Origin of the sequence: Pseudomonas sp. RSB 5.4, from assembly GCF_037126175.1 — a bacterium.
GTDB lineage: Bacteria > Pseudomonadota > Gammaproteobacteria > Pseudomonadales > Pseudomonadaceae > Aquipseudomonas > Aquipseudomonas fluorescens_H.
In genome coordinates this window covers 4,922,095-4,948,827 of sequence record NZ_CP146986.1, presented here as the reverse complement: position 1 = coordinate 4,948,827, position 26,733 = coordinate 4,922,095, and the positions used below count along the sequence as shown (strand labels likewise).

28 protein-coding genes, 2 tRNA genes and 1 pseudogene are annotated in these 26,733 nt (G+C 56.3%); 18 read left to right on the top strand and 13 right to left on the bottom strand.

Going from position 1 to position 26,733, the window contains the following annotated elements; translation table 11 throughout:
• Positions 1 to 49: 49 nt before the first annotated feature.
• From hisF to V9L13_RS22395, 6 genes are all read right to left on the bottom strand, one after another.
• Positions 50 to 820: an imidazole glycerol phosphate synthase subunit HisF gene (hisF, locus tag V9L13_RS22420; RefSeq protein WP_003220755.1), complete on the bottom strand. Its 771-nt coding sequence runs from the start codon at positions 818 to 820 to the stop codon at positions 50 to 52.
• Between the two features lie 9 nt (positions 821 to 829).
• A complete protein-coding gene (hisA, locus tag V9L13_RS22415; protein WP_003220753.1) occupies positions 830 to 1,567 on the bottom strand; it encodes a 1-(5-phosphoribosyl)-5-[(5-phosphoribosylamino)methylideneamino]imidazole-4-carboxamide isomerase in 738 nt (245 codons plus the stop codon).
• 42 nt (positions 1,568 to 1,609) lie between these two features.
• Entirely contained in the window at positions 1,610 to 1,870 is a 261-nt protein-coding gene (locus tag V9L13_RS22410) for a DUF2164 domain-containing protein (protein WP_007952545.1), read from the bottom strand.
• Positions 1,871 to 2,509, bottom strand: coding sequence for an imidazole glycerol phosphate synthase subunit HisH (hisH, locus tag V9L13_RS22405; RefSeq protein WP_338800571.1), 639 nt, complete (start codon positions 2,507 to 2,509; stop codon positions 1,871 to 1,873).
• A complete protein-coding gene (hisB, locus tag V9L13_RS22400; protein ID WP_007909204.1) occupies positions 2,509 to 3,102 on the bottom strand; it encodes an imidazoleglycerol-phosphate dehydratase HisB in 594 nt (197 codons plus the stop codon). The genes hisH and hisB overlap by 1 nt, the downstream gene beginning before the upstream one ends.
• Positions 3,103 to 3,372: 270 nt before the next feature.
• Positions 3,373 to 5,037, bottom strand: a complete 1,665-nt coding sequence (locus tag V9L13_RS22395) for an OFA family MFS transporter (protein WP_103520112.1) — start codon at positions 5,035 to 5,037, stop codon at positions 3,373 to 3,375.
• A gap of 223 nt (positions 5,038 to 5,260) precedes the next feature.
• Here V9L13_RS22395 and V9L13_RS22390 point away from each other — a divergent pair, with 223 nt between their 5' ends.
• The 6 genes from V9L13_RS22390 to V9L13_RS22365 all read left to right on the top strand — a co-directional run bounded on the left by V9L13_RS22390 (position 5,261) and on the right by V9L13_RS22365 (position 10,043).
• On the top strand, positions 5,261 to 5,665 hold the full coding sequence (locus V9L13_RS22390) for an acetyl-CoA sensor PanZ family protein (protein ID WP_338800570.1): 405 nt from the start codon (positions 5,261 to 5,263) through the stop codon (positions 5,663 to 5,665).
• A 78-nt stretch (positions 5,666 to 5,743) separates the two neighbouring features.
• On the top strand, positions 5,744 to 7,969 hold the full coding sequence (locus V9L13_RS22385) for an AsmA family protein (protein ID WP_338800569.1): 2,226 nt from the start codon (positions 5,744 to 5,746) through the stop codon (positions 7,967 to 7,969).
• Positions 7,966 to 9,033 carry an A/G-specific adenine glycosylase gene (mutY, locus tag V9L13_RS22380; RefSeq protein ID WP_338800568.1) on the top strand — a complete coding sequence of 356 codons (1,068 nt, stop codon included), beginning with the start codon at positions 7,966 to 7,968 and terminating at the stop codon, positions 9,031 to 9,033. Before V9L13_RS22385 ends, mutY begins: the two co-directional genes overlap by 4 nt.
• Complete coding sequence (locus V9L13_RS22375) at positions 9,030 to 9,302, top strand: oxidative damage protection protein (RefSeq protein WP_003220737.1); 273 nt, start codon at positions 9,030 to 9,032, stop codon at positions 9,300 to 9,302. Before mutY ends, V9L13_RS22375 begins: the two co-directional genes overlap by 4 nt.
• A 103-nt stretch (positions 9,303 to 9,405) precedes the next feature.
• A tRNA-Phe gene (locus V9L13_RS22370) sits at positions 9,406 to 9,481 on the top strand.
• Positions 9,482 to 9,692: 211 nt separating this feature from the next.
• The gene (locus V9L13_RS22365) at positions 9,693 to 10,043 is read left to right on the top strand and encodes a hypothetical protein (RefSeq protein WP_338800567.1); all 351 of its coding nucleotides are present in this window, start codon (positions 9,693 to 9,695) and stop codon (positions 10,041 to 10,043) included.
• Positions 10,044 to 10,057: 14 nt separating this feature from the next.
• On the opposite strand, the gene V9L13_RS22360 is transcribed toward V9L13_RS22365, so the two are convergent.
• Both V9L13_RS22360 and V9L13_RS22355 read right to left on the bottom strand, forming a co-directional pair.
• The gene (locus V9L13_RS22360) at positions 10,058 to 10,339 is read right to left on the bottom strand and encodes a YceK/YidQ family lipoprotein (RefSeq protein ID WP_045122255.1); all 282 of its coding nucleotides are present in this window, start codon (positions 10,337 to 10,339) and stop codon (positions 10,058 to 10,060) included.
• Positions 10,340 to 10,415: 76 nt separating this feature from the next.
• Positions 10,416 to 10,865 (bottom strand): hypothetical protein, encoded by a 450-nt coding sequence (locus V9L13_RS22355; RefSeq protein ID WP_003220731.1) that lies wholly within the window; start codon positions 10,863 to 10,865, stop codon positions 10,416 to 10,418.
• Between the two features lie 262 nt (positions 10,866 to 11,127).
• Between V9L13_RS22355 and V9L13_RS22350 the strand changes: the two genes are divergently transcribed.
• From V9L13_RS22350 to V9L13_RS22335, 4 genes are all read left to right on the top strand, one after another.
• Positions 11,128 to 12,186: a PDDEXK nuclease domain-containing protein gene (locus V9L13_RS22350; RefSeq protein ID WP_338800566.1), complete on the top strand. Its 1,059-nt coding sequence runs from the start codon at positions 11,128 to 11,130 to the stop codon at positions 12,184 to 12,186.
• Positions 12,187 to 12,254: 68 nt separating this feature from the next.
• Positions 12,255 to 13,229 carry an alpha/beta fold hydrolase gene (locus V9L13_RS22345; RefSeq protein WP_045122254.1) on the top strand — a complete coding sequence of 325 codons (975 nt, stop codon included), beginning with the start codon at positions 12,255 to 12,257 and terminating at the stop codon, positions 13,227 to 13,229.
• A gap of 28 nt (positions 13,230 to 13,257) precedes the next feature.
• Positions 13,258 to 13,671, top strand: coding sequence for a hypothetical protein (locus V9L13_RS22340; protein WP_338800565.1), 414 nt, complete (start codon positions 13,258 to 13,260; stop codon positions 13,669 to 13,671).
• Positions 13,672 to 13,677: 6 nt separating this feature from the next.
• Entirely contained in the window at positions 13,678 to 14,130 is a 453-nt protein-coding gene (locus V9L13_RS22335) for a hypothetical protein (RefSeq protein ID WP_103485282.1), read from the top strand.
• A gap of 70 nt (positions 14,131 to 14,200) precedes the next feature.
• Here V9L13_RS22335 and gabP read toward each other — a convergent pair whose 3' ends face one another.
• Complete coding sequence (gene gabP, locus V9L13_RS22330; protein ID WP_201136038.1) at positions 14,201 to 15,592, bottom strand: GABA permease; 1,392 nt, start codon at positions 15,590 to 15,592, stop codon at positions 14,201 to 14,203.
• 552 nt (positions 15,593 to 16,144) lie between these two features.
• Between gabP and V9L13_RS22325 the strand changes: the two genes are divergently transcribed.
• The 6 genes from V9L13_RS22325 (at position 16,145) to V9L13_RS22300 (ending at position 20,852) form a co-directional block, all read left to right on the top strand.
• On the top strand, positions 16,145 to 16,918 hold the full coding sequence (locus V9L13_RS22325; RefSeq protein ID WP_003220720.1) for an ABC transporter ATP-binding protein: 774 nt from the start codon (positions 16,145 to 16,147) through the stop codon (positions 16,916 to 16,918).
• 13 nt (positions 16,919 to 16,931) lie between these two features.
• Positions 16,932 to 17,681, top strand: a complete 750-nt coding sequence (locus V9L13_RS22320; RefSeq protein WP_003220717.1) for an ABC transporter substrate-binding protein — start codon at positions 16,932 to 16,934, stop codon at positions 17,679 to 17,681.
• Positions 17,682 to 17,758: 77 nt separating this feature from the next.
• Positions 17,759 to 18,454 (top strand): ABC transporter permease, encoded by a 696-nt coding sequence (locus V9L13_RS22315; protein WP_003220715.1) that lies wholly within the window; start codon positions 17,759 to 17,761, stop codon positions 18,452 to 18,454.
• Positions 18,451 to 19,140: an ABC transporter permease gene (locus V9L13_RS22310; RefSeq protein WP_003220713.1), complete on the top strand. Its 690-nt coding sequence runs from the start codon at positions 18,451 to 18,453 to the stop codon at positions 19,138 to 19,140. Before V9L13_RS22315 ends, V9L13_RS22310 begins: the two co-directional genes overlap by 4 nt.
• On the top strand, positions 19,121 to 20,356 hold the full coding sequence (locus tag V9L13_RS22305; protein WP_338800563.1) for a methyltransferase: 1,236 nt from the start codon (positions 19,121 to 19,123) through the stop codon (positions 20,354 to 20,356). Before V9L13_RS22310 ends, V9L13_RS22305 begins: the two co-directional genes overlap by 20 nt.
• Positions 20,357 to 20,776: 420 nt before the next feature.
• A tRNA-Thr gene (locus tag V9L13_RS22300) sits at positions 20,777 to 20,852 on the top strand.
• A gap of 131 nt (positions 20,853 to 20,983) precedes the next feature.
• Here the strand turns inward: V9L13_RS22300 and V9L13_RS22295 are convergent.
• The 3 genes from V9L13_RS22295 to dgt form a co-directional block, all read right to left on the bottom strand.
• A complete protein-coding gene (locus V9L13_RS22295; protein ID WP_338800562.1) occupies positions 20,984 to 21,268 on the bottom strand; it encodes a helix-turn-helix domain-containing protein in 285 nt (94 codons plus the stop codon).
• Between the two features lie 176 nt (positions 21,269 to 21,444).
• Entirely contained in the window at positions 21,445 to 22,032 is a 588-nt protein-coding gene (locus V9L13_RS22290) for a hypothetical protein (RefSeq protein ID WP_338800561.1), read from the bottom strand.
• Positions 22,029 to 23,504 (bottom strand): dGTPase, encoded by a 1,476-nt coding sequence (gene dgt / locus V9L13_RS22285; RefSeq protein ID WP_338800560.1) that lies wholly within the window; start codon positions 23,502 to 23,504, stop codon positions 22,029 to 22,031. The genes V9L13_RS22290 and dgt overlap by 4 nt, the downstream gene beginning before the upstream one ends.
• A gap of 425 nt (positions 23,505 to 23,929) precedes the next feature.
• Here dgt and V9L13_RS22280 point away from each other — a divergent pair, with 425 nt between their 5' ends.
• Positions 23,930 to 24,706 carry a hypothetical protein gene (locus V9L13_RS22280; protein ID WP_338800559.1) on the top strand — a complete coding sequence of 259 codons (777 nt, stop codon included), beginning with the start codon at positions 23,930 to 23,932 and terminating at the stop codon, positions 24,704 to 24,706.
• Positions 24,707 to 24,717: 11 nt separating this feature from the next.
• Positions 24,718 to 25,569 (top strand): hypothetical protein, encoded by an 852-nt coding sequence (locus V9L13_RS22275; RefSeq protein ID WP_338800558.1) that lies wholly within the window; start codon positions 24,718 to 24,720, stop codon positions 25,567 to 25,569.
• A 366-nt stretch (positions 25,570 to 25,935) separates the two neighbouring features.
• On the opposite strand, the pseudogene V9L13_RS22270 reads toward V9L13_RS22275, so the two are convergent.
• Positions 25,936 to 26,577: pseudogene (locus V9L13_RS22270) on the bottom strand (SDR family oxidoreductase).
• Positions 26,578 to 26,733: the final 156 nt, after the last annotated feature.

Here is a 26,733-nt window from a genome sequence, read left to right as displayed (position 1 = left end):
TGCCCAAGAGTGCCTTGGGTACGCCATGCTGTCCACTGGCCTGTACGGTTTAGCGCATGACAATTCCGCGTTGCGCCATGTAGGCCTTGGCCTCCTGCACGGTGTATTCACCGAAGTGAAAAATACTCGCCGCCAGTACCGCGCTGGCGTGGCCTTCGAGGATGCCGTCGGCCAGATGCTGCAGGTTGCCGACGCCACCGGAAGCGATCACCGGGATGCCCAGTGCATCGCTGATCGCCCGAGTCACGCCGAGGTCGAAGCCGTTTTTCATGCCGTCCTGATCCATGCTGGTCAACAGGATCTCGCCGGCACCGAGGCCTTCCATTTTTTTCGCCCACTCGACTGCATCGAGACCGGTCGGCTTGCGCCCGCCGTGGGTGAAGATTTCCCAGCGCGGGGTTTCACCCGGGCCGGAGACCTTTTTCGCGTCGATGGCGACGACGATACACTGCGAGCCGAAATGCTGCGCGGCTTCGCCGACGAACTCCGGATTGAACACCGCTGCGGTGTTGATCGAAACCTTGTCCGCACCGGCATTGAGCAGGTTGCGAATGTCCTGCACGGTGCGCACGCCGCCGCCGACGGTCAGCGGGATGAACACCTGGCTGGCCATGCGCTCGACGGTATGCAGTGTGGTGTCGCGACCATCGACGCTGGCGGTGATGTCGAGAAAAGTAATCTCGTCGGCACCCTGCTCGTCATAACGACGGGCGATTTCCACCGGGTCGCCGGCATCGCGGATGTTCTCGAACTTCACACCTTTGACGACCCGGCCGTTGTCCACGTCCAGGCAAGGGATGATGCGTTTGGCCAGCGCCATGGTCAGTCCTCAGCCTTGGTACGAATCGCAGAAAGCTTGCGCTTCAGCGACGTCGAGGGTGCCTTCGTAGATCGCCCGGCCAGTGATTGCACCGATGATGCCCGGCGCCTTGGCGTCGAGCAGCGACTTGATGTCACCCAGATTGTGGATACCGCCGGAAGCAATCACCGGGATCTTCGTCGCTGCCGCCAGCGCAGCGGTGAACGGTACGTTGCAGCCCTGCATCATGCCGTCTTTGGCGATGTCGGTATAAACGATCGAGGACACACCGTCGGCTTCAAACTGCTTGGCCAGATCGATGACTTGCACGGTGCTGATTTCAGCCCAGCCATCGGTGGCGACGAACCCGTCTTTGGCATCCAGACCGACGATGATTTTGCCCGGGAACGCGCGGCAGGCCTCAGCGACGAACGCCGGATCCTTCACCGCTTTGGTACCGATGATCACGTAGCTCACGCCTGCCTTGACGTAGTGCTCGATGGTTTCCAGCGAGCGGATACCGCCGCCGATCTGGATCGGCAGGGTCGGGTAGCGCTTGGCAATCGCAGTAACCACTTCGCCATTGACTGGCTGGCCTTCGAACGCGCCGTTCAGATCGACCAGATGCAGACGGCGGCAACCGCCCTCCACCCACTTGGCAGCCATGCTCACCGGGTCATCGGAGAACACTGTGGAATCCTCCATGCGGCCCTGGCGCAGACGTACGCAGGCACCGTCTTTAAGATCGATAGCGGGAATAATCAGCATCTGGCAAACCTTCAAATTTGAATGTTCAGCTTGGCTCGGAAATCAGTTTTTCTCGAGCGCCCACAGGTCGCTTTCGATGCTTTCAAACCGCTCTTTGAGGTGGGTCTGCACATCGAAAATCGCCCTGTTGTAATAGTGCGGAGCAATTTCGCGGGTAAACAGCTCAAGAATTTCCGCCGCTTCGAACGAACCCAGGTCGAGTTCGAACCGATCCTCCATGAACCGCTGGATCTTGCGGTTGGCCTCACTCTCCTGCTCGGGAGTGAGGGTCAGGATCGGCGGTTTGGACTTCTTGGCGGCCATTTACCAGCGACCGTCCCACGCGGCGAAGTTCTGCAGCAATTGCAGGCCATGGGTATGGCTCTTCTCCGGGTGGAACTGCACGGCGAAACGCGAGCCTTCGGCCAGCGCTGCTGCGAAATCGACCCCGTAATGACCGCTGCCGACTACCTGCCGAGAATTGGCCGCAGCGATGTAGTAGCTGTGCACGAAGTAGAAACGCGCCTTGTCCGGAATGTCGTGCCACAGCGGGTGACTGACCTTCTGCTGCACTTCGTTCCAGCCCATGTGCGGGACTTTCAGGTGCTCGCCGTCTTCATGCAGGTCTTTGCCGAAGAACTTCACCGCGCCCGGGAACAGGCCGATGCAGTCGACGCCGTCGTTCTCTTCGCTGCTGTCGAGCAGGGCTTGCATGCCGACGCAGATGCCGAGGAACGGACGATCCTGGCTGACTTCACGCACCAGCGCGTCGAAACCGAGGCGACGGATCTCCGCCATGCAATCGCGAATCGCACCAACGCCGGGGAACACCACGCGGTCGGCTTCGCGGATCACGTCCGCATCGCTGGTGATCAGCACCTTGCCGGCGCCGACGTGCTCGAGGGCCTTGGCCACCGAGTGCAGGTTGCCCATGCCGTAGTCGATAACTGCAACCGTCTGCATTACAGAACGCCTTTGGTCGATGGCATTTGCCCGGCCATGCGCTCGTCCAGCTCGACGGCCATGCGCAGCGCGCGGCCGAAAGCCTTGAACACGGTTTCGATCTGGTGGTGGGTGTTGGTGCCACGCAGGTTGTCGATGTGCAGGCTGACCAGTGCGTGGTTGACGAAGCCCTGGAAGAATTCCTGGAACAGGTCGACGTCGAAGCCGCCCACGGTGGCGCGGGTGTAGGGCACGTGCATCTGCAGGCCTGGACGGCCGGAGAAGTCGATCACCACGCGCGACAGCGCTTCATCGAGCGGCACGTAGGCGTGGCCGTAGCGACGGATGCCTTTCTTGTCGCCGATGGCTTTGGCGAAGGCCTGGCCGAGGGTGATACCGACGTCTTCCACGGTATGGTGGTCGTCGATATGCAGATCGCCCTTGCATTCAATATCCAGGTCGATCAACCCGTGACGGGCGATCTGATCCAGCATGTGCTCAAGAAAAGGAACACCGATATCGAATCGGGCCTTTCCGGTGCCATCAAGGTTGATCGAGGCTTTGATCTGGGTTTCCAGAGTGTCGCGCTCGACAGACGCCTTACGTTCGGCCATCACCAGCTCCGCAAAATCATTGGGCGAAAAAGGCAGCCATTATAGGCACGCGGGGCCGAAACAGAAACACGAGACGTGATATGGCTGACGGACAGACTCCCGTGTTGTCGGGGATAGACATGTCCATACAAGCCATTTGAAGCAGCACAAAACAAATGTGGGAGCGGGCTTGCTCGCGAAGAGGGAGTGTCAGTCAACATCAATGCTGAATGACATACCGCCTTCGCGAGCAAGCCCGCTCCCACAGGGGTAGTGCGTTTTACCCATTACTTAGTGAAACAGTACCGCCGTCTTCTGCAGGGTCACCCACACACCCCACGCCAACGGAATACCCACCACCAGCCATGCAGCTACAGCCAGCGGCTTGCTGCCCGGTGCGGCTTTCCACTCCAGCACGGTGCTCGCATCAGCCCCCTTGTCGTGGCCCAGCGCCTGTTCGGCAGCCAGTTCGGCGTCGGTCATGAAGTACTTGTCGGCCACCGGACGCACCAGCAGGTTGCACAGGAAACCCAGCACCAGCAGGCCCGCGAGGATGTACAGGGTGATGTCGTAAGCGGCAGCGCGTTCAACGCCGATGCTCAGCTGATACTCGCGCAGGTAGTTCACCAGCACCGGACCGAGCACACCGGCCGCAGCCCAGGCGGTCAGCAGGCGACCGTGGATCGCGCCAACCATTTGCGTGCCGAACAGGTCGGCCAGATAAGCCGGAACGGTCGCAAAACCACCGCCGTACATCGACAGAATGATGCAGAACGCCGCGACGAACAGCGCAACGTTGCCCAGATGGCCCATGTTCGGGATCAGCGCGTACAGGGCAAAACCGAGGGCGAAGAACACGAAGTAAGTGTTTTTGCGACCCAGGTAGTCCGAGAACGAAGCCCAGAAGAAGCGGCCACCGATGTTGAACAGGCTCAGCAGGCCGGTGAAGCCGGCAGCGATCGCGGCAATCGAAGCCAGTTGCCCGGCATCCAGTTGACCGAACGGCACGTCAACGCCCAGCAGCTTGCCGCCGAACACTTCCTGCAGCAGTGGCGAAGCCATGCCGAGAATGCCGATACCGGCCGATACGTTCAGGCACAGCACCAGCCACACCAGACGGAACTGCGGGGTTTTCCACGCCACATTCACGTGCACGTGACGGTGGGTGATCATCGCGTTCGAGGCTTTTTTCGCCGGCGCGGTCCAGCCTTCAGGCTTCCAGCCGGTTGGCGGCACGCGGTAGGCCAGGGCGCCACCGATCATGAACACGAAGTAGATCGCCGCCATGGCCACGAAGCTCTGCCAGACACCGACCCCGGCAGGCGAAGCGAAGTGGCTCATCAGTGCCGTCGCCAACGGTGCACCGACCATCGCGCCACCACCAAAGCCCATGATCGCCATGCCGGTCGCCATGCCGCGCTTGTCCGGGAACCACTTGATCAGGGTCGATACCGGCGAGATATAGCCCAGGCCCAGACCGATACCGCCGATCACGCCGGAGCCGATCCACATCAGCCAGATCTGGTGGGTATAAATCCCCAGTGCCGAGATCAGCAGACCGCCGCACCAGCACAGTGCCGAAACCACACCAGCCTTGCGTGGCCCGGCGTGTTCCAGCCAGCCACCCCAGATCGCTGCCGAGCAGCCGAGGAAGATGAAGAACAGGGTGTAGATCCAGCCGAGCATCGAGATCGGCCAGTCGCATTGCGAAGAGAAGACCTGAGCGATGAAGCTCATGTCCGGCGCGCAAGCCACTGGCGCGGTGACGCCCAGTGCCTTGGACAGCGGCAACCAGAACACCGAGAAACCGTAGGCCATGCCGATGCACAGGTGGATGGCCAGCGCGGCCGGTGGAACCAGCCAGCGGTTGAAACCGGGCTTGGCGATGATGCGCTCCTTGGACAGGAACGCAGGCTGGTCGGCGCGAAGGCCGTCCGCCGTGATACTCGTGCTCATTGTGTATCCCCCAATTATTAGTATGGTTCGCCAGCCACTGTTCACCCTCGGCCTTTATGCACGCAGGCATGACCGTTTTTTCAGGTGAAGCTCCTTGAAGGCGCGACGTTAAGTCGCAGAAGGACGGACGAACCGGCGAAGGTTACCATTTGCACGTGACAGAAAAACCAAACTGATATCACCTTTTTCGTGTCATCTGATCTCGCCCCCTCAGGAAAAAGCCATGCCGATCGTTGTCCAAGCGCTGAACGATGCCAGTTACCAGGATCAACAGGATTTGCAGAAGATCTATCGTGACGCTCCACAGTGGCTGTTCGCGCCGTATTCCGGGGACGCCCAGTTGATCGAAAGCAGCCTGGCGGACGGGTCTTTGATTACAGGACGTTTCAACGACCGACTGCTCGGTGCGGCGCGCCTGACAAGGCACGACAGGATTTGGTACTTGTCGCATTTGTGTGTACGAAAAGTCACCCGGCGCCGTGGGGTGGCTGAGCGATTGGTGAACCAAGCGCAGAAAATGGCGTCGCAAGCGGGAGCCCAACTGCGCCTGCTGGCACCGGCCGGACACCTTGAAACGCAGGCGCTGGCCGCCAAACTGCAAGTGCCGCTGGAAGTCATCGCGACATGACAGCGCCCCGAACCGGGCGGATGCAGCGCTATACTCCCCGGCTAAATTACGAATTCGACTAACTACAAGGACTCGCCCATGAAAGCGTTCGGCAAAATCCTGGGTCTGGTACTTCTCGGGCTGTTGCTGATCATTGTGGCGGCGGGCTTCGCCCTGACCCACCTGTTTGATCCCAACGACTACAAAGACGAGATCCGCCAGATAGCCCGCGACAAGGCCCACATCGAGCTGACGCTCAATGGCGATATCGGCTGGAGCCTGTTCCCGTGGCTCGGCCTGGAACTGCATGAAGCCAGCATCGCCACCCTGATCAACCCGACCGAACCGTATGCCGACCTGCAGATGCTCGGCCTGTCCGTGCGCGTTCTGCCACTGTTGCGCCGTGAAGTGCAGATGAGCGATGTGCGTGTCGAAGGCCTGAACCTGCGCCTCAAACGCGACAAGAACGGCCACGGCAACTGGGAAGATATCGGCAAATTGCCGACAGCCGCCGCGCCCGCCGGCAGCCCGGCGCCTGCCAGCGCACCTGCTGCCGAAGCCCCTGCCCAGCCGGAAAAACCGCCGCAGCCGATCCGCCTCGACATCGACAGCCTGACGGTCAATAACGCCCGCGTTGAATACAACGACGAGCAGACCGGCAAGCAGTACAGCGCCGAAAGCATTCAGTTGAGCACCGGTGCGGTACACGACTCGACCAACATTCCGCTGAAAGCCACGGCGTTCCTCAGCACCAATCAGCCTGTGCTGCGGGTACGCACCGAGCTCAATGGCGAGCTGCGCATCGAACGCGCCCTGCAACGTTACAAGTTCGAAGACATGAAACTGTCCGGCGAACTGACCGGCGACCCACTGCAGGGCAAGGCCATGACCTTCTCCGCCCAAGGCCAGATCTCCCTGGACAAGGCAGCGAATGTCGCCGAATGGACCGGGATCAAGATCTCCGCCAACCAGCTGCGTGCCCTCGGCGAGCTGAAGGCCAACGACCTCGACGAGACCCCGCAGATCACTGGCGGGATCTCGATCGCCCAGTTCGATCTGGCGAAATTCGTCGACAGCATCGGTCAGACGTTGCCCGCCATGGCGCCCGGCAGCCTGAGCAAAGTCGAACTGGTCAGCCGCGTGGCCGCCACGCCAACCAGCGTGGCTTTCGACAACGTCAACCTGAAACTCGACGACAGCAGCTTCAGCGGGCGCATTGCCGTGGAAGACTTCGCCAAGCAGTCGCTGCGCGCGATCCTCAAGGCCGACACCTTTGATGTAGACCGTTACCTGCCGCCGAAATCGGACAAGGCCAAAAACGCCACGCAAGTGCGTCAGGCCGAAGTCGCCAGCACCGAAGCCGATGCCATGGCCGGCGCCGGCAGCACACCGCTGCCGGACAAACCGAGCAAAAGCGCCTGGAGCACCGAGCGTCTGCTGCCGGTCGAGCGTCTGGCCAAACTCGACGTCGATGCCGACCTGACCTTCGGCCAACTGACCCTCGACAAACTGCCGATCCAGAACGCTGCACTCAAGGCCACAGGCCAGAGCGGCCTGCTGACCCTGCAAAACCTGCGCGGCGAGCTATACGGCGGCGACTTCGAAGCCAAAGGCACCCTCGACGTACGCCCGAGCGCCCCCGTGCTCAATCTGCAGACCAAAATCAACCGCGTGCCGGCCGAGAAAATTCTCGAAAGCCAGGGCAAGAATCCGCCGGTCAAAGGCCTGGTCACGCTGACCAGCAACCTCACCGGCAGCGGCAACAGCCAGCAGGCGCTGATCGAAACCCTCAACGGCAACGCCAGTTTCGTGATCAACAACGGCGTGCTGCTCAACGCCAATCTTGAACAGCAACTGTGCAAAGGCATCGCCACCCTCAATCGCAAAACCCTCAGCGGCGAGCCACGAGGCAAGGACACACCGTTCCAGGAACTCAAGGGCAACCTGACCTTGCGCAACGGCGTGGCGAGCAACCCGGATCTGAAAGTGCGCATCCCGGGCATGACCGTCAACGGCAACGGCGACATCGACCTGAAAGTGCTGGGCATGGATTACCGCGTCGGCATCATCGTCGAGGGCGACACCAGCGCCATGCCGGATCCGGCCTGTCAGGTCGGCGAGAAATTCGTCGGCATCGAGTGGCCGCTGCGCTGCCGTGGCCCGCTGGAGCTGGGCGCCAAGGCCTGCCGTGTGGATAACGAACGTCTCGGCCAGGTCGCGACCAAAATCGCCGGTGACAAACTCAGCGAAAAGATCGATGAAAAACTCGGCGACAAGGTCAGCCCGGAATTGAAAAACGCATTGAAGGGGCTGTTCAAGCGATGAGAGCGGAGCAGTTTTCCATGGCGGTGCTGGAATGGTTCGACCGCCACGGCCGCCACGATTTGCCCTGGCAGCAAGACATCAATCCGTATCGGGTATGGGTGTCGGAGATCATGTTGCAGCAGACCCAGGTCAGCACCGTGCTCAATTACTTCGACCGCTTCATGGCCGCGCTGCCAACGGTGCAAGCGCTGGCCGAAGCGCCGGAGGACGAAGTGCTGCACTTGTGGACCGGGCTGGGTTACTACACCCGCGCGCGCAATCTGCAGAAGACCGCGAAGATCGTCGTCAGCCAGTATGGCGGCGAATTTCCGCGGGACGTCGAAAAGCTGACGGATCTGCCGGGGATCGGCCTGTCCACCGCTGGGGCTATCGCCAGCATCAGCATGGGCCTGCGCGCGCCGATCCTCGATGGCAACGTCAAACGCGTTCTGGCGCGTTTTACCGCGCAAGAGGGTTACCCTGGTGAGCCGAAGGTCGCCAAACAGCTGTGGGCCAACGCAGAGCGTTTCACGCCGCACGATCGGGTCAACGCCTACACCCAGGCGATGATGGATCTTGGCGCCACGCTGTGTACGCGCAGCAAACCGAGCTGCCTGCTGTGCCCGCTGGAAAAGGGCTGCGAGGCGCACATGCTCGGGCTGGAGACGCGCTACCCGATTCCCAAACCGCGCAAGGCCATCCCGCAGAAACGCACGCTGATGCCGCTGCTGGCCAACGGCGAAGGCGCGATTCTGCTTTATCGTCGCCCGTCGACAGGCCTGTGGGGCGGTTTATGGAGCCTGCCGGAACTCGATGACCTCGACGACCTGCAGCATCTGGCCGACCAGCACTCGCTGACCATGGGCGAGCAGCAGGCGCTGCCAAGCCTCGTCCACACCTTCAGCCATTTCCAGCTGTCCATCGAACCCTGGCTGGTTCAGGTGCAGGAGGCCGGTCAGCACGTGGCCGAGGCCGACTGGCTCTGGTATAACCTCGCCACCCCGCCGCGCCTGGGCCTTGCCGCCCCGGTCAAAACCTTGCTCGAACGCGCGGCCGCCGTATTGAACGCAGGAGAGTCGTCATGACCCGCACCATCATGTGCCGCAAGTACAAAGAAGAACTGCCCGCGCTGGAACGCGCTCCTTTCCCGGGCGCCAAAGGTCAGGATATTTTTGACCACGTCTCGGCCAAGGCCTGGGCTGACTGGCAGAAACACCAGACCCTGCTGATCAACGAAAAGCGTCTGAACATGATGAACGCCGAAGATCGCAAATATCTTCAGGGCGAAATGGACAAGTACTTCTCCGGCGAGGATTACGCCAAGGCCGAAGGCTACGTTCCGCCTGCAGAGTAAACCCGCAAAATCGGGGGTCGGATCGTAAGCGACGGAATTAATTTAAGAAATTTTAAAAAAGTCGTTGACGTAAATCCGAAAAACCCTTTTAATGCGCCCCGTTGCCCAGATAGCTCAGTCGGTAGAGCAGGGGATTGAAAATCCCCGTGTCGGCGGTTCGATTCCGTCTCTGGGCACCAAATACCGAAAACCCTGAATCGCAAGATTCAGGGTTTTTTTATGCCTGCGATTTGATGGCGGCTCAATCCAGCCCCTTTGCGCAGCCCAGAAAAAACCCGCGAGCCTTTCCCAGGCATCGCGGGTTTTGATTGCGCAAATGCGCGACGGGTTTCGAACAAAGGCGATCCGCGCTACTTTGGCTGCACCTTATGGAAGAGGGTCATCCGTTCGATGAACCAGAAAAGAACCCGCGTACCCCTGCCCCATCCGCCACCCTATCGCCAGAGTCGGGCTGCATTCTGGGTGACGGTGCTGGTCGGCGTACTGATCGCCTTCCTCATCGGCGCGTCGATTTATCTGATCGTCCACAGCTTGATCAGCGGCTCCATCACCACATGGAACCGCTCCGGTCCACGCCACACCTACACCCTTGCACTGCAACCGCGAATGTTCTGGTTCGAGATCGTGTCGCAATGCATCGGCACCGTATTCCTGATAGCCGTCGGCTGGATCGGATTATGGATTTACCGGATGGCGCACGAGCCCAGCGACAAGCAGAAGGGCAAGCGTACGCGGGGGTAAATGACGGTTGGCCCTCAGAGGGTGTTGACGTAGTCGACCGGCAACAAAACCGTGTCGAGCGCAGCGTCTACCGGCAGCGATACCACGGTAATCACCGGGCAAACGATCATCATGTAGCAGATGACCGCGGCGGGCATGCCGTCTCCCCCTCTCACGCCAAGCAAGTGCAGGTTGCCGTCGACGCCTTTGTAGTACGGTTCTGCAGAATCACCGTTCAGGCGCCCCATCATCGTTCCACAACCAGCCAACAGCAAAACCAGGCTCACCGCTGAGCCAATACGCAAAATCCCTTTCAAACCAGCACTTCCTTGCATCACAGAAACATAAGGCGCGGGATTGTACCCGCGCCTCGACTTTCAATTGAACCCAACACTATCCAGCGTCATTCCAGTGGAACACCAGATTGCGGGCGGCGCCGCTGCCAACGTCTGTCTCATCGCGCCGTGTTTCGCCATTGCGCGTGGCGACCACCGTGTACTTACCGGGTGGTAGTTGCACGTAAACCAGCGGACCCGTTTGGGTGAGAGTCAGTACGGTTTGCCCCGGTGACTTTTGAATCATCACATCGACATCAGCGGTGTACTGGTCTTGCGCCCCCACCGCGAACGTCATGTGCAGGTTGTAACCGGTGGATTGTTGAATGGCTTTTGCCTCATCAACGCCAATCCCGCCGGACAAGTAGTTGATGCCGTTTTGCTGCTGTTGTTGAGCCTGTACGCCTGCGCTGTCGACGGGCTCAAGGCTGGCCGCCTGCAGCATCGCCGGAAAAGCCAATACAGCGACCGCAGCGACTGGCAGCATGAATGAAAGAATGCGCTTCATAATCCCTACTCCCGGACTCTTTTAGAGCCCAACCGTGACTCCTTATTTGATCCGGCCAGGGAAGCACGCGTTTTAGATTGATTGGAACTTGGCCTGTGTACGAAATGGACTACAGACCATCACTCACTGAAACACCTTTTGCCGGCAACGTCCTGCAATACCCATCCCCTCTTCCTGCCGCCTATACAGGGCTCGCCCGACATCGCCGAGCGGCGAATCCCGGCATGCTTTTGCGTCTGTTTCCACTGATGCGGAAGACTCGATGAGCCAGGTAAAACCTACTGATGCGCAAGACCCGAAAATCGATTCATTGCTGGGGGAGTTGGGCGAACTGATTCGCCAGTCGCGGCAAAAAGTGCTGCGTGCGGTTGATACGATTCAAGTCCAGACCTGTTGGCAGATCGGCCGGCATATTGTCGAGTTTGAACAGCAAGGGGCGCAGCGGGCAGGGTATGGCAAGCAGTTGCTGGCTTTGTTGGCGAAGGATCTGACGGCGCAGTTCGGGAAGGGGTTTGATGAAACCAATCTTCGCAAGATGCGCCTGTTTTATCAGCTGTTCCCAATTCGAGACGCACTGCGTCTCGAATTGAGCTGGACTCACTATCGCAGGCTGCTGCGGGTCGAAAGCGCAAAAGCGCGTCAATGGTACGTGGAAGAAACCGCGAACCTGAACTGGTCCAGCCGCGCCCTTGATCGCCAGATCAATACGCTCTACTACGAACGACTCCTCATGAGTCGAGACAAGGCCGATGTGATTGAGGAAGCCTCCACCAACATTGAGGCGATGAAAGACAATCCGCGCGAGTTCATTCGCGACCCAGTCTTGCTAGAGTTTCTCGGGCTGCCTGCGCCCTGCAAGATCAGAGAGGATGCTCTTGAACAGGCTCTCATCGAACACCTGCAGAGCTTTCTTCTTGAGCTGGGCAAGGGCTTTTCCTTCGTCGCTCGCCAACAACGCCTCAGTACTCCTGATGTAGATCTGTACATCGATCTGGTGTTCTACAACTATTTGCTCAAATGCTTTGTGATCATTGAGCTCAAAAGCGGAAGGCTCAGTGCCGGCGATGTCGGACAGATGGACATGTATGTACGCATGTACGACGAACTCAAGCGCAACGAGGGCGACAAGCCGACAGTCGGGATCATTCTGTGTGCAGAGAGCAATGATTCGGTCGCGCGTTACTCGATGCTCAAGGGCAATGAGCAACTGTTCGCCAGCAGTTACAAGACGATACTGCCGAGTGAGGAAGAATTACGCGCAGAACTCAATCGGGAACAGGCCTTGATCGAAGAACGCCTGCTCATTCAATCGACTGAATAAACCTTCTGGATTGTTGCCGGGCGGCGCCGAGACTATCGTTGGCAACTTACCCGCAAAGGTGGAAAGCCATGACCTGTCAGGACACGCCCGCGATGCAGGATATGCAGTCAAGGTTGCCAATTTTGACCGCGGCGCAAGGTGAACCCTTCACGGAAGCCGCCGAGGATGACTTTGCCCTTGGCGGCTTCACCTGGCGCCATGCCCTGCCCGACATCCAGCGACCGGTAGTCATCATCAACGCCGCCACCTCGGTACGCTGCCGACACTATTCACGCTTCGCCGATTACCTGTTCGCCAACGGCTTCGACGTGATCACCTACGACTATCGAGGCATCGGCGAATCACGCCCGGCAACCCTGAAAGGCCTTGAGGCTTCATGGACCGACTGGGGCGCGCTGGATTTCGAGGCGATGCTCAAACGCGCGCAACGGGAATTCTCCGGCCAGCCAATCGATGTGGTCGGCCACAGTTTCGGCGGTTGCGCGGCCGGACTCGGCGAGTCCGGGCAGGTCATTCGTCGGCTGGTGACGGTCGGCGCGCAGTTCGCTTACTGGCGCGACTATGCCCCCGAACAGCGCCGGCGCATGTTCGGTAAATGGCACCTGCTGATGCCGCTGTTGACGCGGTTCTGTGGCTATTTCCCGGGCAAGCGCCTCGGCTGGCTGGAGGACACGCCCGCCGGCGTCGTACGCGACTGGAGCACGCCTGCCGCGCGCTACGAGCAGCGTCCGAGCGGTCGCCGACTGCTGAAGGCAAGCGGTCGCCTGCCCTTCGCCAACGTCCGCGCACACACCCTGGCGATTAGCATCAGCGACGACCCCTACGGCACCATTCCAGCCATCGAACGCCTGCTCGACTACTTCAGCCATGCGCACAAAACCCACCTGCGCATCGAGCCGCAGGACATCGGCGAACAACAAGTCGGACATTTCGCCTTTTTTCGCAGCGCATACCAAGCCACACTATGGCCCATCGCTCTGACCTGGCTGCAAACCGGCGAGCTGGCCCCCGACACACCCGGGCGGCCAGTGCCACGCAGCTGAGCCCTTTCAACGCACGACGGAACACACCATGGCCTCCGCCAACAAGCAGCAAAAACGCGCCGCCCGGGCCAAGACCAAGGCCAAGCAAAACCGCACCAAACGCACCGAGACGCCGGTCGAACTGGACCCGAACGATGACCGTATCGACTTCGAGTCGGTGGACCTGACCGAGCTGTTCAAGAAAATGATCGATGCCGAGAAGATCAGCCAGCAAGCCATGTGCACCGCGTTCCTCGAAGACCCGCTGCTAGGACTGGTCTACGAGCAGGAAGGCGAAGAAGGCGCGATGGATTTCATCCTCGCCGCGCTGATCGAGTATCGCCAGTGGTCCCAGGAAACCGACGAAGCCGGCGCCCTGGCGTGGATCGAATCCCCGGCCTTCCAGGCCGACTATGTGGCGGCGTCCGACGCAATCGCCGCACAAACCCAACAGAAGAACTGAGTACCCATGGCATCCCTGAACAAGCAACAGAAACGCGCCAAACGCGCCAAGGCCAAAGCCAAGCACATCCGCATGGTCGGCCGTAAGCCGCTGGACCAGGACGACAATCTCGGGCATCTGGACGAGCCGATCCCGGAATACACCCTCGCAATGTTCAGCAAAATGCGCGACGCCGAAGCCGTCAGCCGCAACGAAATGCTGCTGACCCTGCTGCGCGAACTGGCGTTCATCATCGTTGACCATCCAGAGCTGCTGGACATGGAAAATGCCGAGAACGAAGGCATGGCCGCCACTCACCTGGCCGCCGACATGCTGATCGACTACCGCATGTGGGCCGATGGCATGGACATCGAAACCGCCCAGGCCTGGCTGACCGAGCCACAGTTCATCACCGATTTCGGGATTGCGCTGGATACTTACGGCAAGTCGTTGGATGCCCAGGAAGAAAAGAGCGAATAAACCCCGCGCACAAACAAAAACGGCCGCTCGTCATCACTGACAGCGGCCGTTTTGCATTACGCGTTGCGGATCAGTTCAACACCACCGCACCACGGTTTTCCTGCTTGCGACGACGCGCCACCAGCAGGCCGGCGACGACTACCATGAGGCTCAGCAGGCCGGTCGCGAGGATTTCCACGCGGTGGGCTTCCTGGAACAGCATGATGGTCAGGGCCGCGACGATGAAGATGATCACCGCGTAGGTCAGGCCCGGGAACAGCCACATGCTGAAGACGATTTTCTCGCCGCGGGCCATGCGTTGTTTACGCATGCGCAGTTGCGAGAACGCGATCACCAGGTACACCAGCAGCGCGATGGCGCCGGAACTGGCCAGCAGGAATTCGAACACCGCGGCCGGGGCCACGTAGTTGGCGAAGGTGCAGAGGAACGCCGCACCGGTCGACAACATCACTGCCCAGTAAGGCGTGCCGCTTTTATTGACCCGAGTTGACATGGCCGGTGCGTCACCGCGCTTGCCGAGGGAGAACAGCATGCGCGACGAGGTGTACAGCGCCGAGTTCAGGCAGCTGGTTACCGCGACCAGCACCACGATGTCGACGATCATTTTCGCGTTCGGGATGCCCATGCGCTCAAGCACGGTCTGGTAGGAACCGAGGTTGGCCAGGGTCGGATCGTTCCACGGCACCAGGGCCACAACGATGAAGATCGACACGAGGTAGAACAGGCCGATCCGCCAGATCACCGAGTTGGTGGCCTTGGAGATCTGTTTGCCCGGGTTCTTCGATTCCGCGGCCGCGATGGTCACGATTTCGGTCCCCATGAACGAGAACATGGTGGTCAGGATTGCACCCAGCACCGCGCCCATGCCGTTTGGCAGGAAGCCGCCGGAGTCGAACAGGTGGGAAACACCGCTGACCTGGCTGTTCGGCAGGAAGCCGAAGATCGCCGCAAGGCCAAGGATGATGAAGCCGATGATCGCCAGCACTTTGATCAGGGCGAACCAGAATTCGAACTCACCGTAGTTCTTCACACTGAACAGGTTGGTGACCGTCAGCAGCAGGGTGATGATCAGTGCGAACGCCCAGATGCCGACACTCGGGAACCAGGCATGGAGGATGGTCGCGGCGGCGTTGGCCTCCAGCGGAATCACCAACACCCAGAACCACCAGTACAACCAGCCGATGGTGAAGCCGGCCCAGTGCCCGATGGCACGGTCGGCGTATGTCGAGAACGAACCGGTGTCAGGCGAGGCGACAGCCATCTCACCGAGCATGCGCATCACCAGCACCACCAGGGTACCGGCGGCGGCGTAAGCCAGCAGTACGGCAGGGCCAGCGGCAGCGATCGCGTGGCCGGAGCCAACGAACAGACCGGCGCCGATAACACCGGCGATCGACAACATGGTCACATGACGCGGTTTGAGCCCCTGTTCGAGGCCATTGGAGCTTGGGGTACTGCTCATCGGAACTACCTTTGCGAGGAAAGCGATTGCGTCCGTCCCGTCTGGTTTTCCTTCTCGTAAAAAGAAACCAACGGGGCGTTCCAGATTCTGCACGCAATAAGTGCGCCAAAATGTTTCAAACTCTTCTGGCCCGCGGCTTTTAACGCGACCGGACAGTCATCGCAAGTCCTTAAAATTAATGGCAATTCGCCAGAACGTTACCCTGCGACTCACTTTGCAAACGAACGAGCGCACCAGAAACACACTGAAAAAGTGTGGGATGCACAATAAAAGGGCGATTCAGGAACGTTCGGCCGGATAGCGCTTCCAACACCCCGCCAAAGCTGGCAACATCGCGCCTTTTTTTACGCAACACCCACGGGGCTGCACGTTTAAACACCCGTTCGGTTGTTGATGGGGCGACAGTCTGCTGTGCCGATGCGACAACCTGCCACACGCCATCCGCTTACCGCCCGTAGCGCTGTTGGCTGCCATTGAAACGCTATGCTAGCTTGGCCGCCTCGCCAGGAAGGCCCGCCAACAGCAGGAGCGCAACATATATGAGGAACGCACATGGCTGAGGCCACGCCCGCGCTTGAAATCCGCAACTTGCACAAACGCTACGGACAGCTTGAGGTGCTCAAAGGCATCTCGCTGACCGCCCGCGACGGCGATGTGATCTCGATCCTCGGTTCCTCCGGTTCCGGCAAGTCCACGTTCCTGCGTTGCATCAACCTGCTGGAAAACCCGCACCAGGGCCAGATTCTGGTGGCCGGTGAAGAACTCAAGCTCAAGCCCGCCAAGAATGGCGAACTGGTTGCCGCTGATGGCAAACAGATCAACCGCCTGCGTTCCGAGATTGGTTTTGTATTTCAAAACTTTAATCTGTGGCCGCACATGAGCGTGCTCGACAACATCATCGAAGCCCCGCGCCGCGTGCTCGGCCAGAGCAAGGCCGAGGCGATCGAAGTCGCCGAAGCGCTGCTGGCCAAGGTCGGCATCGCCGACAAGCGCCACGCCTACCCGGCGCAATTGTCCGGTGGTCAGCAACAACGGGCCGCGATCGCCCGCACGCTGGCGATGCAGCCGAAGGTGATTCTGTTCGACGAACCCACCTCCGCCCTTGACCCGGAAATGGTTCAGGAAGTACTTAGTGTCATCCGCGCACTGGCCGAAGAAGGCCGCACCATGCTGTTGGTGACCCACGAGATGGGCTTTGCCCGTCAGGTCTCCAGCGAAGTGGTGTTCCTCCACCAGGGGCTGGTGGAAGAGCAAGGATCGCCTCAGCAGGTGTTCGACAACCCGCTTTCGGCGCGCTGCAAACAATTCATGTCCAGCAACCGCTAACGGAGCAACATGCATGCAGAATTTTAAAAAGGTCTTCCTGGCCGCCGCCGTCACCCTCGCGTTCAGCGCCGGTGCCATGGCCGAGACCCTGAAGATGGGCATCGAAGCGGCTTACCCGCCGTTCAACAACAAAGACGCCAGCGGCAACGTGGTCGGCTTCGACAAAGACATCGGTGACGCCCTGTGCGCCAAGATGAAAGTCGAGTGCACCGTGGTCACCTCCGACTGGGACGGCATCATCCCTGCGTTGAACGCGAAGAAGTTCGACTTCCTGATCTCCTCGCTGTCGATCACCGAAGAGCGCAAGGGCGCGGTGGACTTCACTGACCCGTACTACTCGAACAAGCTGCAGTTCATCGCGCAGAAAGATAAAGAGTTCAAAACCGACAAGGATTCACTCAAAGGCAAGATCATCGGCACGCAGCGCGCCACCCTCGCCGGCACCTGGCTCGAGGACACTTACGGTAGCGATATCGAAGTAAAACTCTACGATACCCAGGAAAACGCCTACCTGGACCTGACCTCCGGTCGTGTCGACGCGATCCTCGCCGACAAGTACGCCAACTACGACTGGCTGAAAACCGACGCCGGCAAGAACTACGAGTTCAAGGGCGACCCTGTCGTGGAAAGCGACAAGATCGGCATCGCCGTGCGTAAAGGCGATCCGCTGCGTGAGAAGCTGAACGCCGCGCTGAAGGAAATCGTCGCTGACGGTACCTACAAGAAGATCAACGACAAGTACTTCCCGTTCAGCATCTATTGATCTGACCTGCGGGACCGGCGCCGTGATCCGACGGCGCCGGCTCCCGGCCTTGCCTGCCGCGATTTGAAAAGAAATCCATGATTATCGACCTCTACGGATTCGGCCCGGCCCTCGCTGCCGGTGCGCTGATGACCGTCAAACTGGCGCTGACGGCCCTGTGCCTGGGACTGGTGCTCGGTTTGCTCGGCGCCTTGGCCAAGACTTCCCCGTACAAGCCGTTGCAATGGCTTGGCGGTACTTATTCGACTTTGGTGCGCGGTGTCCCGGAATTGCTCTGGGTGCTGTTGATCTACTTCGGTACGGTCAACCTGATGCGCAGCCTCGGTGAGTTCTTCGGCAACCCCGACCTGCAACTCAGCGCATTCGCCGCTGGCGTGATTGCGCTGGGCCTGTGCTTCGGCGCCTACGCCACAGAAGTGTTCCGCGGCGCGATCCTCGCCATTCCCAAGGGCCACCGTGAAGCCGGTGTGGCGCTGGGCCTGTCGAAATGGCGGATCTTCACCAAGCTGATCATGCCGCAGATGTGGCGCATCGCCCTGCCCGGCCTGGGCAATCTGTTTATGATTCTGATGAAAGACACCGCGCTGGTGTCGGTGATCGGCCTGGAAGAAATCATGCGTCACGCGCAGATCGGCGTGACCGTGTCGAAACAGCCGTTCACCTTCTATCTGGTGGCCGCGGTGATGTATCTGGGCCTGACAGTGCTGGCGATGAGCGGCATGCACTTCCTGGAAAAACGCGCCGCTCGCGGCTTTGCGAGGAGCGCTTCATGAACTGGGAAGTGATCATCAAGTGGCTGCCGAAACTGGCGCAGGGCGCGACCCTGACCCTGGAACTGGTGGCGATTGCCGTGATTGCCGGCCTGTTGCTGGCCATTCCGCTGGGCATCGCCCGCTCCTCGAAGCTGTGGTACGTGCGCGCTTTGCCCTACGCCTACATCTTCTTTTTCCGTGGCACGCCGCTGCTGGTGCAACTGTTCCTCGTCTACTACGGCCTGGCGCAGTTCGATGCGGTGCGTAGCAGCGCACTGTGGCCGTACCTGCGCGATCCGTTCTGGTGTACCACCGCGACCATGACCCTGCACACCGCGGCGTACATTGCCGAGATCCTGCGCGGCGCGATCCAGGCCATTCCGCCGGGCGAAATCGAAGCGGCGCGGGCACTGGGCATGTCCAAGCCCAAGGCGATGTTCTACATCATGTTGCCGCGTGCGGCGCGCATCGGCCTGCCGGCCTACAGCAACGAAGTGATCCTGATGCTCAAGGCCAGTGCGCTGGCGAGCACCGTGACTCTGCTGGAGCTGACCGGCATGGCCCGCACGATCATTGCCCGCACCTACCTGCCGGTGGAAATCTTCTTCGCCGCTGGCGTGTTCTATCTGCTGATGTCCTACGTGCTGGTGCGCGGCTTCAAGCTGCTGGAGCGCTGGCTGCGCGTCGATGCCTGCCAGGGGCGTTGAAACTTCCCACGTGCTGACGGGCGAGGACCTACTCGCCCGTTTCACTGCGCTGGATGCTTTTTTAATTGAGCATCAGGCGCTGTGGAAACCTCGTCCGTTCACTCATCTTTCGCTTCCATGGGAAACCGCCTACCCCGAATTGGCTTCGTGGCTACGCGGACGATCGCTGGAAGATGCAGAGCTTGTGCATAACCACCCTGCCGATCTCATCGATGCGCCGGAGCCGTTCGCTGCATTGGCGGCGTTGTCGGCTGCGCTGAGCGCAGTCGGAGAGTTGCCGGCACATGCGCTGGAAGCGGCAGGCCATCGATTGAATGTCGATGTGCCGGGGCGCAAGTGGCAGCAAATTGAAGCGTTCGCCAGCCGCTTGTCTTTCGCCTCTGCGCCAACACATTGGCTGGACTGGTGTTCCGGCAAGGGGCATTTGGGCAGGCGCCTGCTGGGCGCCGGGCAACAGCTGACCTGTGTTGAATACGATCCGGCGCTGGTCGCCAGCGGTCAGGCATTAAGTCAGCGCCATCATTTGCACACCCTGCATGTCGAGCAGGATGTGCTGGCAGCAGACGCCACGACTGTTTTGAGCGCTCAACACACCCCGGTCGCCCTGCACGCCTGCGGCGACCTGCATGTGCGCCTGATGCAACTGGCGAGCGCTGCCGGATGTCAGCAGATGGCCATCGCCCCGTGCTGCTACAACCGGATCAATCGCAACGAGTACCAGGCCTTGTCCTGCGCCGGCATGCGATCTGCCCTACAACTCTCACTCGAAGATCTGGCACTGCCCATGAGCGAAACCGTCACCGCTGGCGCACGCGTCCGACGTCAGCGCGACACCTCGATGGCCCGGCGCCTGGCCTTCGACCTGCTGCAACGGCAACTGCGCGGCGTCGACGAATACCTGCCAACCCCGTCCCTGCCCAGCGTCTGGCTGGACAAACCCTTCGCCGATTACTGCCGCGACCTGGCAGCGCTGAAAGAGTTATCCACAATCGGCACGCCAGACTGGCAGGCACTGGAAGCCGCCGGTTGGCAGCGGTTGGCCGAAGTTCGCAACCTGGAACTACTGCGCGGACTGTTCCGACGACCGTTGGAGCTTTGGCTGAACCTTGATCGAGCGATTTTCCTCGGTGAACAGGGGTATGTCGTACGCCTCGGCACCTTTTGCGACACCCCACTGACACCGCGTAATTTCCTGCTGCTGGCTGAACGCGCTTAAAATCTTTACAGCCTGTGGATAACTCTGTTGATGGTTTTCCAGTGGATCCAATATTCACGGCCGTTAGACCGCTTAAACAGCATTGGTCATTTTTTGTTCATATAGATAAAAAACCTGTAAAACAGGGATTTGCACACAAAATGAGAACGTGTCCACAAAATCCCCTGCAACGCAGCCGTAGCGCCCATCCGTTGTGCATAAGCTTCCAATCAAAACGACATAAACGGGTGAAATGGGTGCTTGAACGGTGCGGAAATTCTGCCCTCACGCTCAGTCTGGCTTGATCGCGTAGCACCTCGGTTTTGCGGCTAAAAACCCGGCGTCACCGCTCACGCCAAGCCTGATCCAGCGCCTGCGTAAAAATAGTCTGAATTCAGGGGTTTACAGAACCAACCCAATCGCTATAATCGTCGCCCACACGCCGGTATAGCTCAGTTGGTAGAGCAACTGACTTGTAATCAGTAGGTCCCGGGTTCGACTCCTGGTGCCGGCACCATACAAAACGAAGCCCCTGCAGAAATGCAGGGGCTTTGTTGTTTCTGGAGTGTCCACATTTCGTCCACATCTCCGATCATCAGCAACCGCATTTCCGGTTTCTAATCGGAACAATCTGTAGATGTTTTCACCTCAGGCTGGCTGCAAATCCCGCAATGCTTCCGGATGATGGCTAGCAACACGTAACAGTGTCTGTGCCGCACCTGTCGGCTGCCTGCGACCCTGCTCCCAATCCTGCAACGTCCGCAAACTCACGCCGATCAACTTGGCAAATGCACTCTGCGAAACGCCCACCTTGGCCCGCGCTTCAGCAGCCGCGAAAAGTGGCACCTCTGTCACACGAGCTGCGTTTCCCGCCTTCATTTGGTGAACAGAGTCCAACAAGTCCTGCTGGAATTGCTCCAGTTCATTGACCATCGCTGATTTCATCTTGCAGTTGCTTAAGTAAGGCTACTTTGACGTAAACCTCACGGCGCGATAAATAATTGAAATGTAATTTGGAAATATAAAAATGGCAAAAACAGCCGAAAAATCAGACTTGCCTATAGGTATAAAAAAAGATAAGCACTATCCTCATCAGACTCATATAAAAATTAGAGCTTGTTTTTTCCACCTACTTTATGTGGAAGTCCGACATAATGAGAAGTATTTCTGGTCCATCGCAATGCAGAGTAACCCGCAATTAACCGATGCCCAACCCATCGAGGGTCTACTGTCGGCGGCACACCTATCTTATTCACGAGCAGAAGCTTACCCATTTGCACAGTCCACTCTTCTTGATTCATTAAAAACTTCCCGTATCCGTGATACGAGCGTCCACTTTTATACCAGTCAAAATCAAAAAAAAGCTCATCACCCAGAATAGGTCTGACCTTCTCAAGGTGAGCTGTAGATCCGGTAGACATATCTATCATGGGAAAATGTAAAACATCACCATTTTCCATAGTGACCGTTGAGTGTAGAGCTAACTCTTGCCCATCTGGAGTATCAACAATAACCTTGAACATGAATCTCTCATCAAGAAGTTGACTTCTTGATATTGAGAAAATCTCCCGCTCATCCGTTAAAGACTGAGGAACATATGTGTAATAACTAAAACATAAAGCGACTACACTGCTATTTTTTTCGACGATATCCCTTACGCTCCAATACGGATGGCTATCAAAAAACATCAGAGTCATAGTCTAATCCCATTTAAAATCTGATAAGTTTTAATGGCAAAATCATCAGTCATGCCCGAAATAAAGTCGGTAATCAAATGCGCCCTCAAATTCCACTCCAGATATCTATATCGATCATCTAAAACATCAAGTTTTGACTTATGCTCCTCGTACACCGCCTTATAATTCCGAGGCAAAATACTTAACAGCTTATTTTCGACAATTATTGGGTTTTCTCCACCATCCTTTTTTTCATATCTTAACGCACGAGAAAACCTATCCTCACTTGCGTCCAGTAAACAGCCAAATTGGTCAAGCAATCCATAGATAGCCCGATACCCAGCAAGCTCGACCATCTGAACACTTTCATGGCGGTAAACCTTCTCTTTGCAATAGTCTTTTAGCGTATCTAAAATTTTTCCCGCCGATGACTCTGCCGGAATTAAAGATAAACATTGCCCTTTCAGAATCTCATCATGACATCGTATGTATTGATCAGCAGAAAATACGGCAAGCAACCTATTTAAGCTAGTTCGAAAATCCGTATATGTAAATTCGGAACCGTCTTCTCGCTTCCCTTCGATAGCACGAACAAGCACAGCTTTTATAGCAGACTCTAGTTCATCAGAGGATGCTCCCCTGCTCATCCAAGAGTCATATATATCCTCAAGCGCTTTCTGTTTTGATAGAAGCCCTTTCTCTATAGAGTCCTCAAGATCGCTAATACAATACGCAATATCATCTGCGGCCTCCATGATATAAGCCAAGGGAAAGCGTTGCGGCACATCATAATTCAACGCAGACCATACGCCTTTAACTAAATCGGCCTCAGTCGAAAAATAACCACATTTTTTGGAAAATGGCGCTCCCGGGATATACTTCTCCCCACTCTGCCTCACATATTTTAAATAAGAGGCTATTGTAGTAACAGTCAGATTCAATCCGTATTCATCAGAATTCCTCTGCAGCTTAGTCACTACCCTTATGCCTTGAGGATTCCCATCAAATTCCAAAAAATCAATTAAAGCATTCGAAATTTCGGTTTCTTCAAAAGCCGTCATTCGTTCGTCATCTAGACCAATAGATGTTGATATTGATTCTTTTCCATTCTCCCTAAACCATTGCGATATTGCAGACTCCCCAAAATGCCCAAAGGGGGGATTTCCAATATCATGCATCAGGCATGCAGTCTCTACAAAGGTTGTAAGGGCAGCGCAATCAATACCTGATGCCAAATTTTTTTCAATTAATTGAAGCGAGATTTGGTCAGCGATATATCGCCCCATCTGTGAGACTTCTAAAGAATGGGTTAGTCGACTTCGAACCGCCGCGTTAGACTCAAGAGAGAAAACTTGGGCTTTTTGTTGAAGTCGACGAAAAGCTGGACAAAAAAGTAATCGACCACGATCACTTTCAGCCTGCAATAGGCTACTCCTATCCCCAACAGCCGAAGCGCGAAACCTTTTTATAGAAAGCAGTTCCTTGTAAATCATTACATTTCCTTATGATTGTTTGACTTTATCAGCTTTGGCATTCAGCTGTTTTTATCAAAAAAAATAATTCGATGCCAGCAATTTCTATATTACTGCAGAGATTTTTCAAATAAAAAAGCCCCGCCGCGCGAGGACCCGCCGTTGATTCAGGCGCTAACAGAATTGACTACTTTAGGAAAATCAGTGTAGATTCATCATCCTAAGATAGAAATATAGCCTTAATATTGTGCACTAAATTTTATCGTGAGTTTGTAACTCCTCACGACTAGAGAGTTTGAATGGCACACGTTAGAAGCAATCCTAATATCGATGCTGAATGCAGATCCCTTTTGCAGAAGGCTGTCCGTAGATCAGACGCCAAAGTGGTTAGGTCTGCGACAATCCGACTACTCGAAAACAATGAAACCATATGGCTTAGGAATAGATTGGGTGTTATCGCATTCGAAGAGTGCTGGCATAACACTGAGCGCTTATCATTTAATTTAATCCCCAGCAGCCTTATTCTTCAATACGAATATCTAGCCGAGTCGAAAAAAAATAAAAATGCTGCCGGATTGGGAAGCCTCGCATATGAGCTCTCACTAGGAGCTACCACAACCTTATTGAAAAATGATAAAAACAATCGCCATTTAAAAATCATTTGCGAAGCTATCAGGCGACCAAATGACTTTTGGTCTTGGATAAACGCTCTTGAGAAAACAGAACAACAAAAGAAAATAACCCATCTTGCCGAACATGGATTCAAACTTGCCGGATGGCCCTGGGATAAAGCTTTTGCGGTGTCTACTGCATACCTCTCCGTTACTGAAAGCATTCCAAACTATACTTCAATAAAAGATAAAAACCCTCAGCCATTTCCTTATTGGGTAGCCATTGACAAGCACACCCCCGAAGGAAAGAAGGCGTTGGCACGCTGTGGAAAACAATTAAAAATAGACAAAGAAACATTAGGCTGGATACAGTTTTACTTTGAAAGTGCAAATTGTTATCAGTTGGATGATTGCTACTGGTGGGACAGAGAAAAAACATGGCGATTGGGAAAACTGGGGTTAACCATAGAGGCTGCTGATCAGATTTGGAAAGAAGCTTCAATATTAATCAAGGAACTTTTAGAACCCCAGCAAACACAATTAATGGAGCGCTTAGTTATGTCAGAGCAGCGCTACAGCATGACAATTAACACTCAAGAAAAGCTAATCTAGGGAAGACTCAGATGACAATTTCAAAAAAAGAAGAAATACTCGAGGTAAAAGCTGAACTAATCAAAAGAAAAGCAAAGCTCTACCATGCGTGTCAACTCCAAGATTTTCTATCTTACGTAAAGCTTGGCGGGATACCATCAAGAAATAAACTTTCAAAAAGCGGGTATAATTTCACTTTTTTTGACACGGACCAGATTGATAAAGAACATCAGCTTTGGGACAAAGTCTTCGGAAATTTTTCTGATTTTGGCACAAACTATGCTAGATCTTCTTCAAAATCTTTCCCAAATCCTTACGGCCCAATACAAATCGTGCTTAATCCGTCAGCAACGGACAATATGCTTGATTTGGCAATTAGCTTGCGCTCGGCTGGATCTAAAACGTTTAATCGCGCAACAGAATGTCTCAAGAAAAGTGATGAGTTTAAGCGCATATTTTCCAACACTGAGATAAAAAACGACGCAACCGACAAGTTTATTGCATTCTCTAACGTGCTTAACGAAAGATTTGAGCGGACAGATTGTACTTCACCAGAGTTTAATACATCAATAAAAAATGAGTTAATACCTGTAGCTGACTGGGCTTACATAATAGTCGACAACTGCGCGTACAAAGACGGCTTACTTATTGATGAGTTGAAAAAAACCGCACCGAAGAGCGTCCATAGCAGAGATTATCAAGACGATCGAGCAGAGCTAATTTTTGAACTTTCAAGCTTAACAAAAACTTATGACTGCAACAAACAAAGCCTATTATCAAACAGCAGAGCAAGTGATAACCTCAAAGCACTAGTTGCTGAAATGAATGAATTTCACTATAACCGATTCATCAAATACTTAACCATCGGAACTACACGGATATAAGTAAACAGCCTAAACCATGTGCTTTCAGCGCATGGTTTACCTAACACTAGATTTAAAATCTAAAAACACTAAACCACACCCTATCTGTAACAGTGGTTAATTTATTTAGAATTCCTACTAAAAATAAAAACAACCATATAAAATATTATTCAAACAAAAATTCGCAGTATCCAAAAGTACAATTTCACCTGTCTCTGCTAATCCAGCAGTCGACCTGATAACCATCGTAAGATACAAGCGCACCAGCGCTCCAACGCACGTTTGCCGGCGCTTTTCCATTGTAACTCTATGTGGTGGCGACTGATTTCTGTATCTCCTATTTATCAGCCCTCGCATCGCTGTCATGGCTTTTTGTTGCCGCGTCAATCAGTACCCAGCGCTCTGCTCGCCATCCACATGCAGAATCTCGCCGGTCACAAACTTCGCGTTATCGAGATACACCACAGCCTGCGCAATATCGTCGATTTCACCCACGTGCCCAACCGGGTGCAGCTCCCCCAGCGCCGCGTGGGTTTCCTCGCCATGAATCGGCGTCTTGATGATGCCCGGCGATACCGCGTTCACCCGGATTCCGCGTTTGGCGTACTCGATGGCCAGTGATTTGGTGGCCGCGTTGAGGCCGCCCTTGGTCAGGGAAGCGAGGACCGAGGGCACGCCGTCGAGCGCGTGGTCGGTCAGGCTGGTATTGATGTTGACCACGTGGCCCTTGCCCTGTTTTTCCATCTCGGCGATGGACAGTTGGGTGATGTAGAAGAAGCCGTTGAGGTTGACCGACAGCACCGCGGCGTAGTCTTCCGGGGTGTAGGCGGTGAACGGTTTGGCGACGAAGATGCCGGCGTTGTTGACCAAGGTGTCGATGCGGCCGAAGCGTGCCACGCTTTCGCTGGTCAGGCGTTAAGCGGTGGCCGGGGCGACGATGTTGTAGCCCAGTTCACGGAAGGCCTTGATGCCTTCGCCCAGACCTCGGGAGACGCCAGTGATGACGACGGTTTTTTTCGAATGGCTCATGATGAAATCCTCAATAGATAAGTAAGTGTTGAATCAGGCCGCAGCCAGTTGTTTCAGCATTTGTTCGTAGTATTCGACCGATTGCGAGGAAATAAGGGACAGACCACTTTTTGAGCTGAGACTGTGGTCTGACTCTATTTTTCCCCACCTTATTTT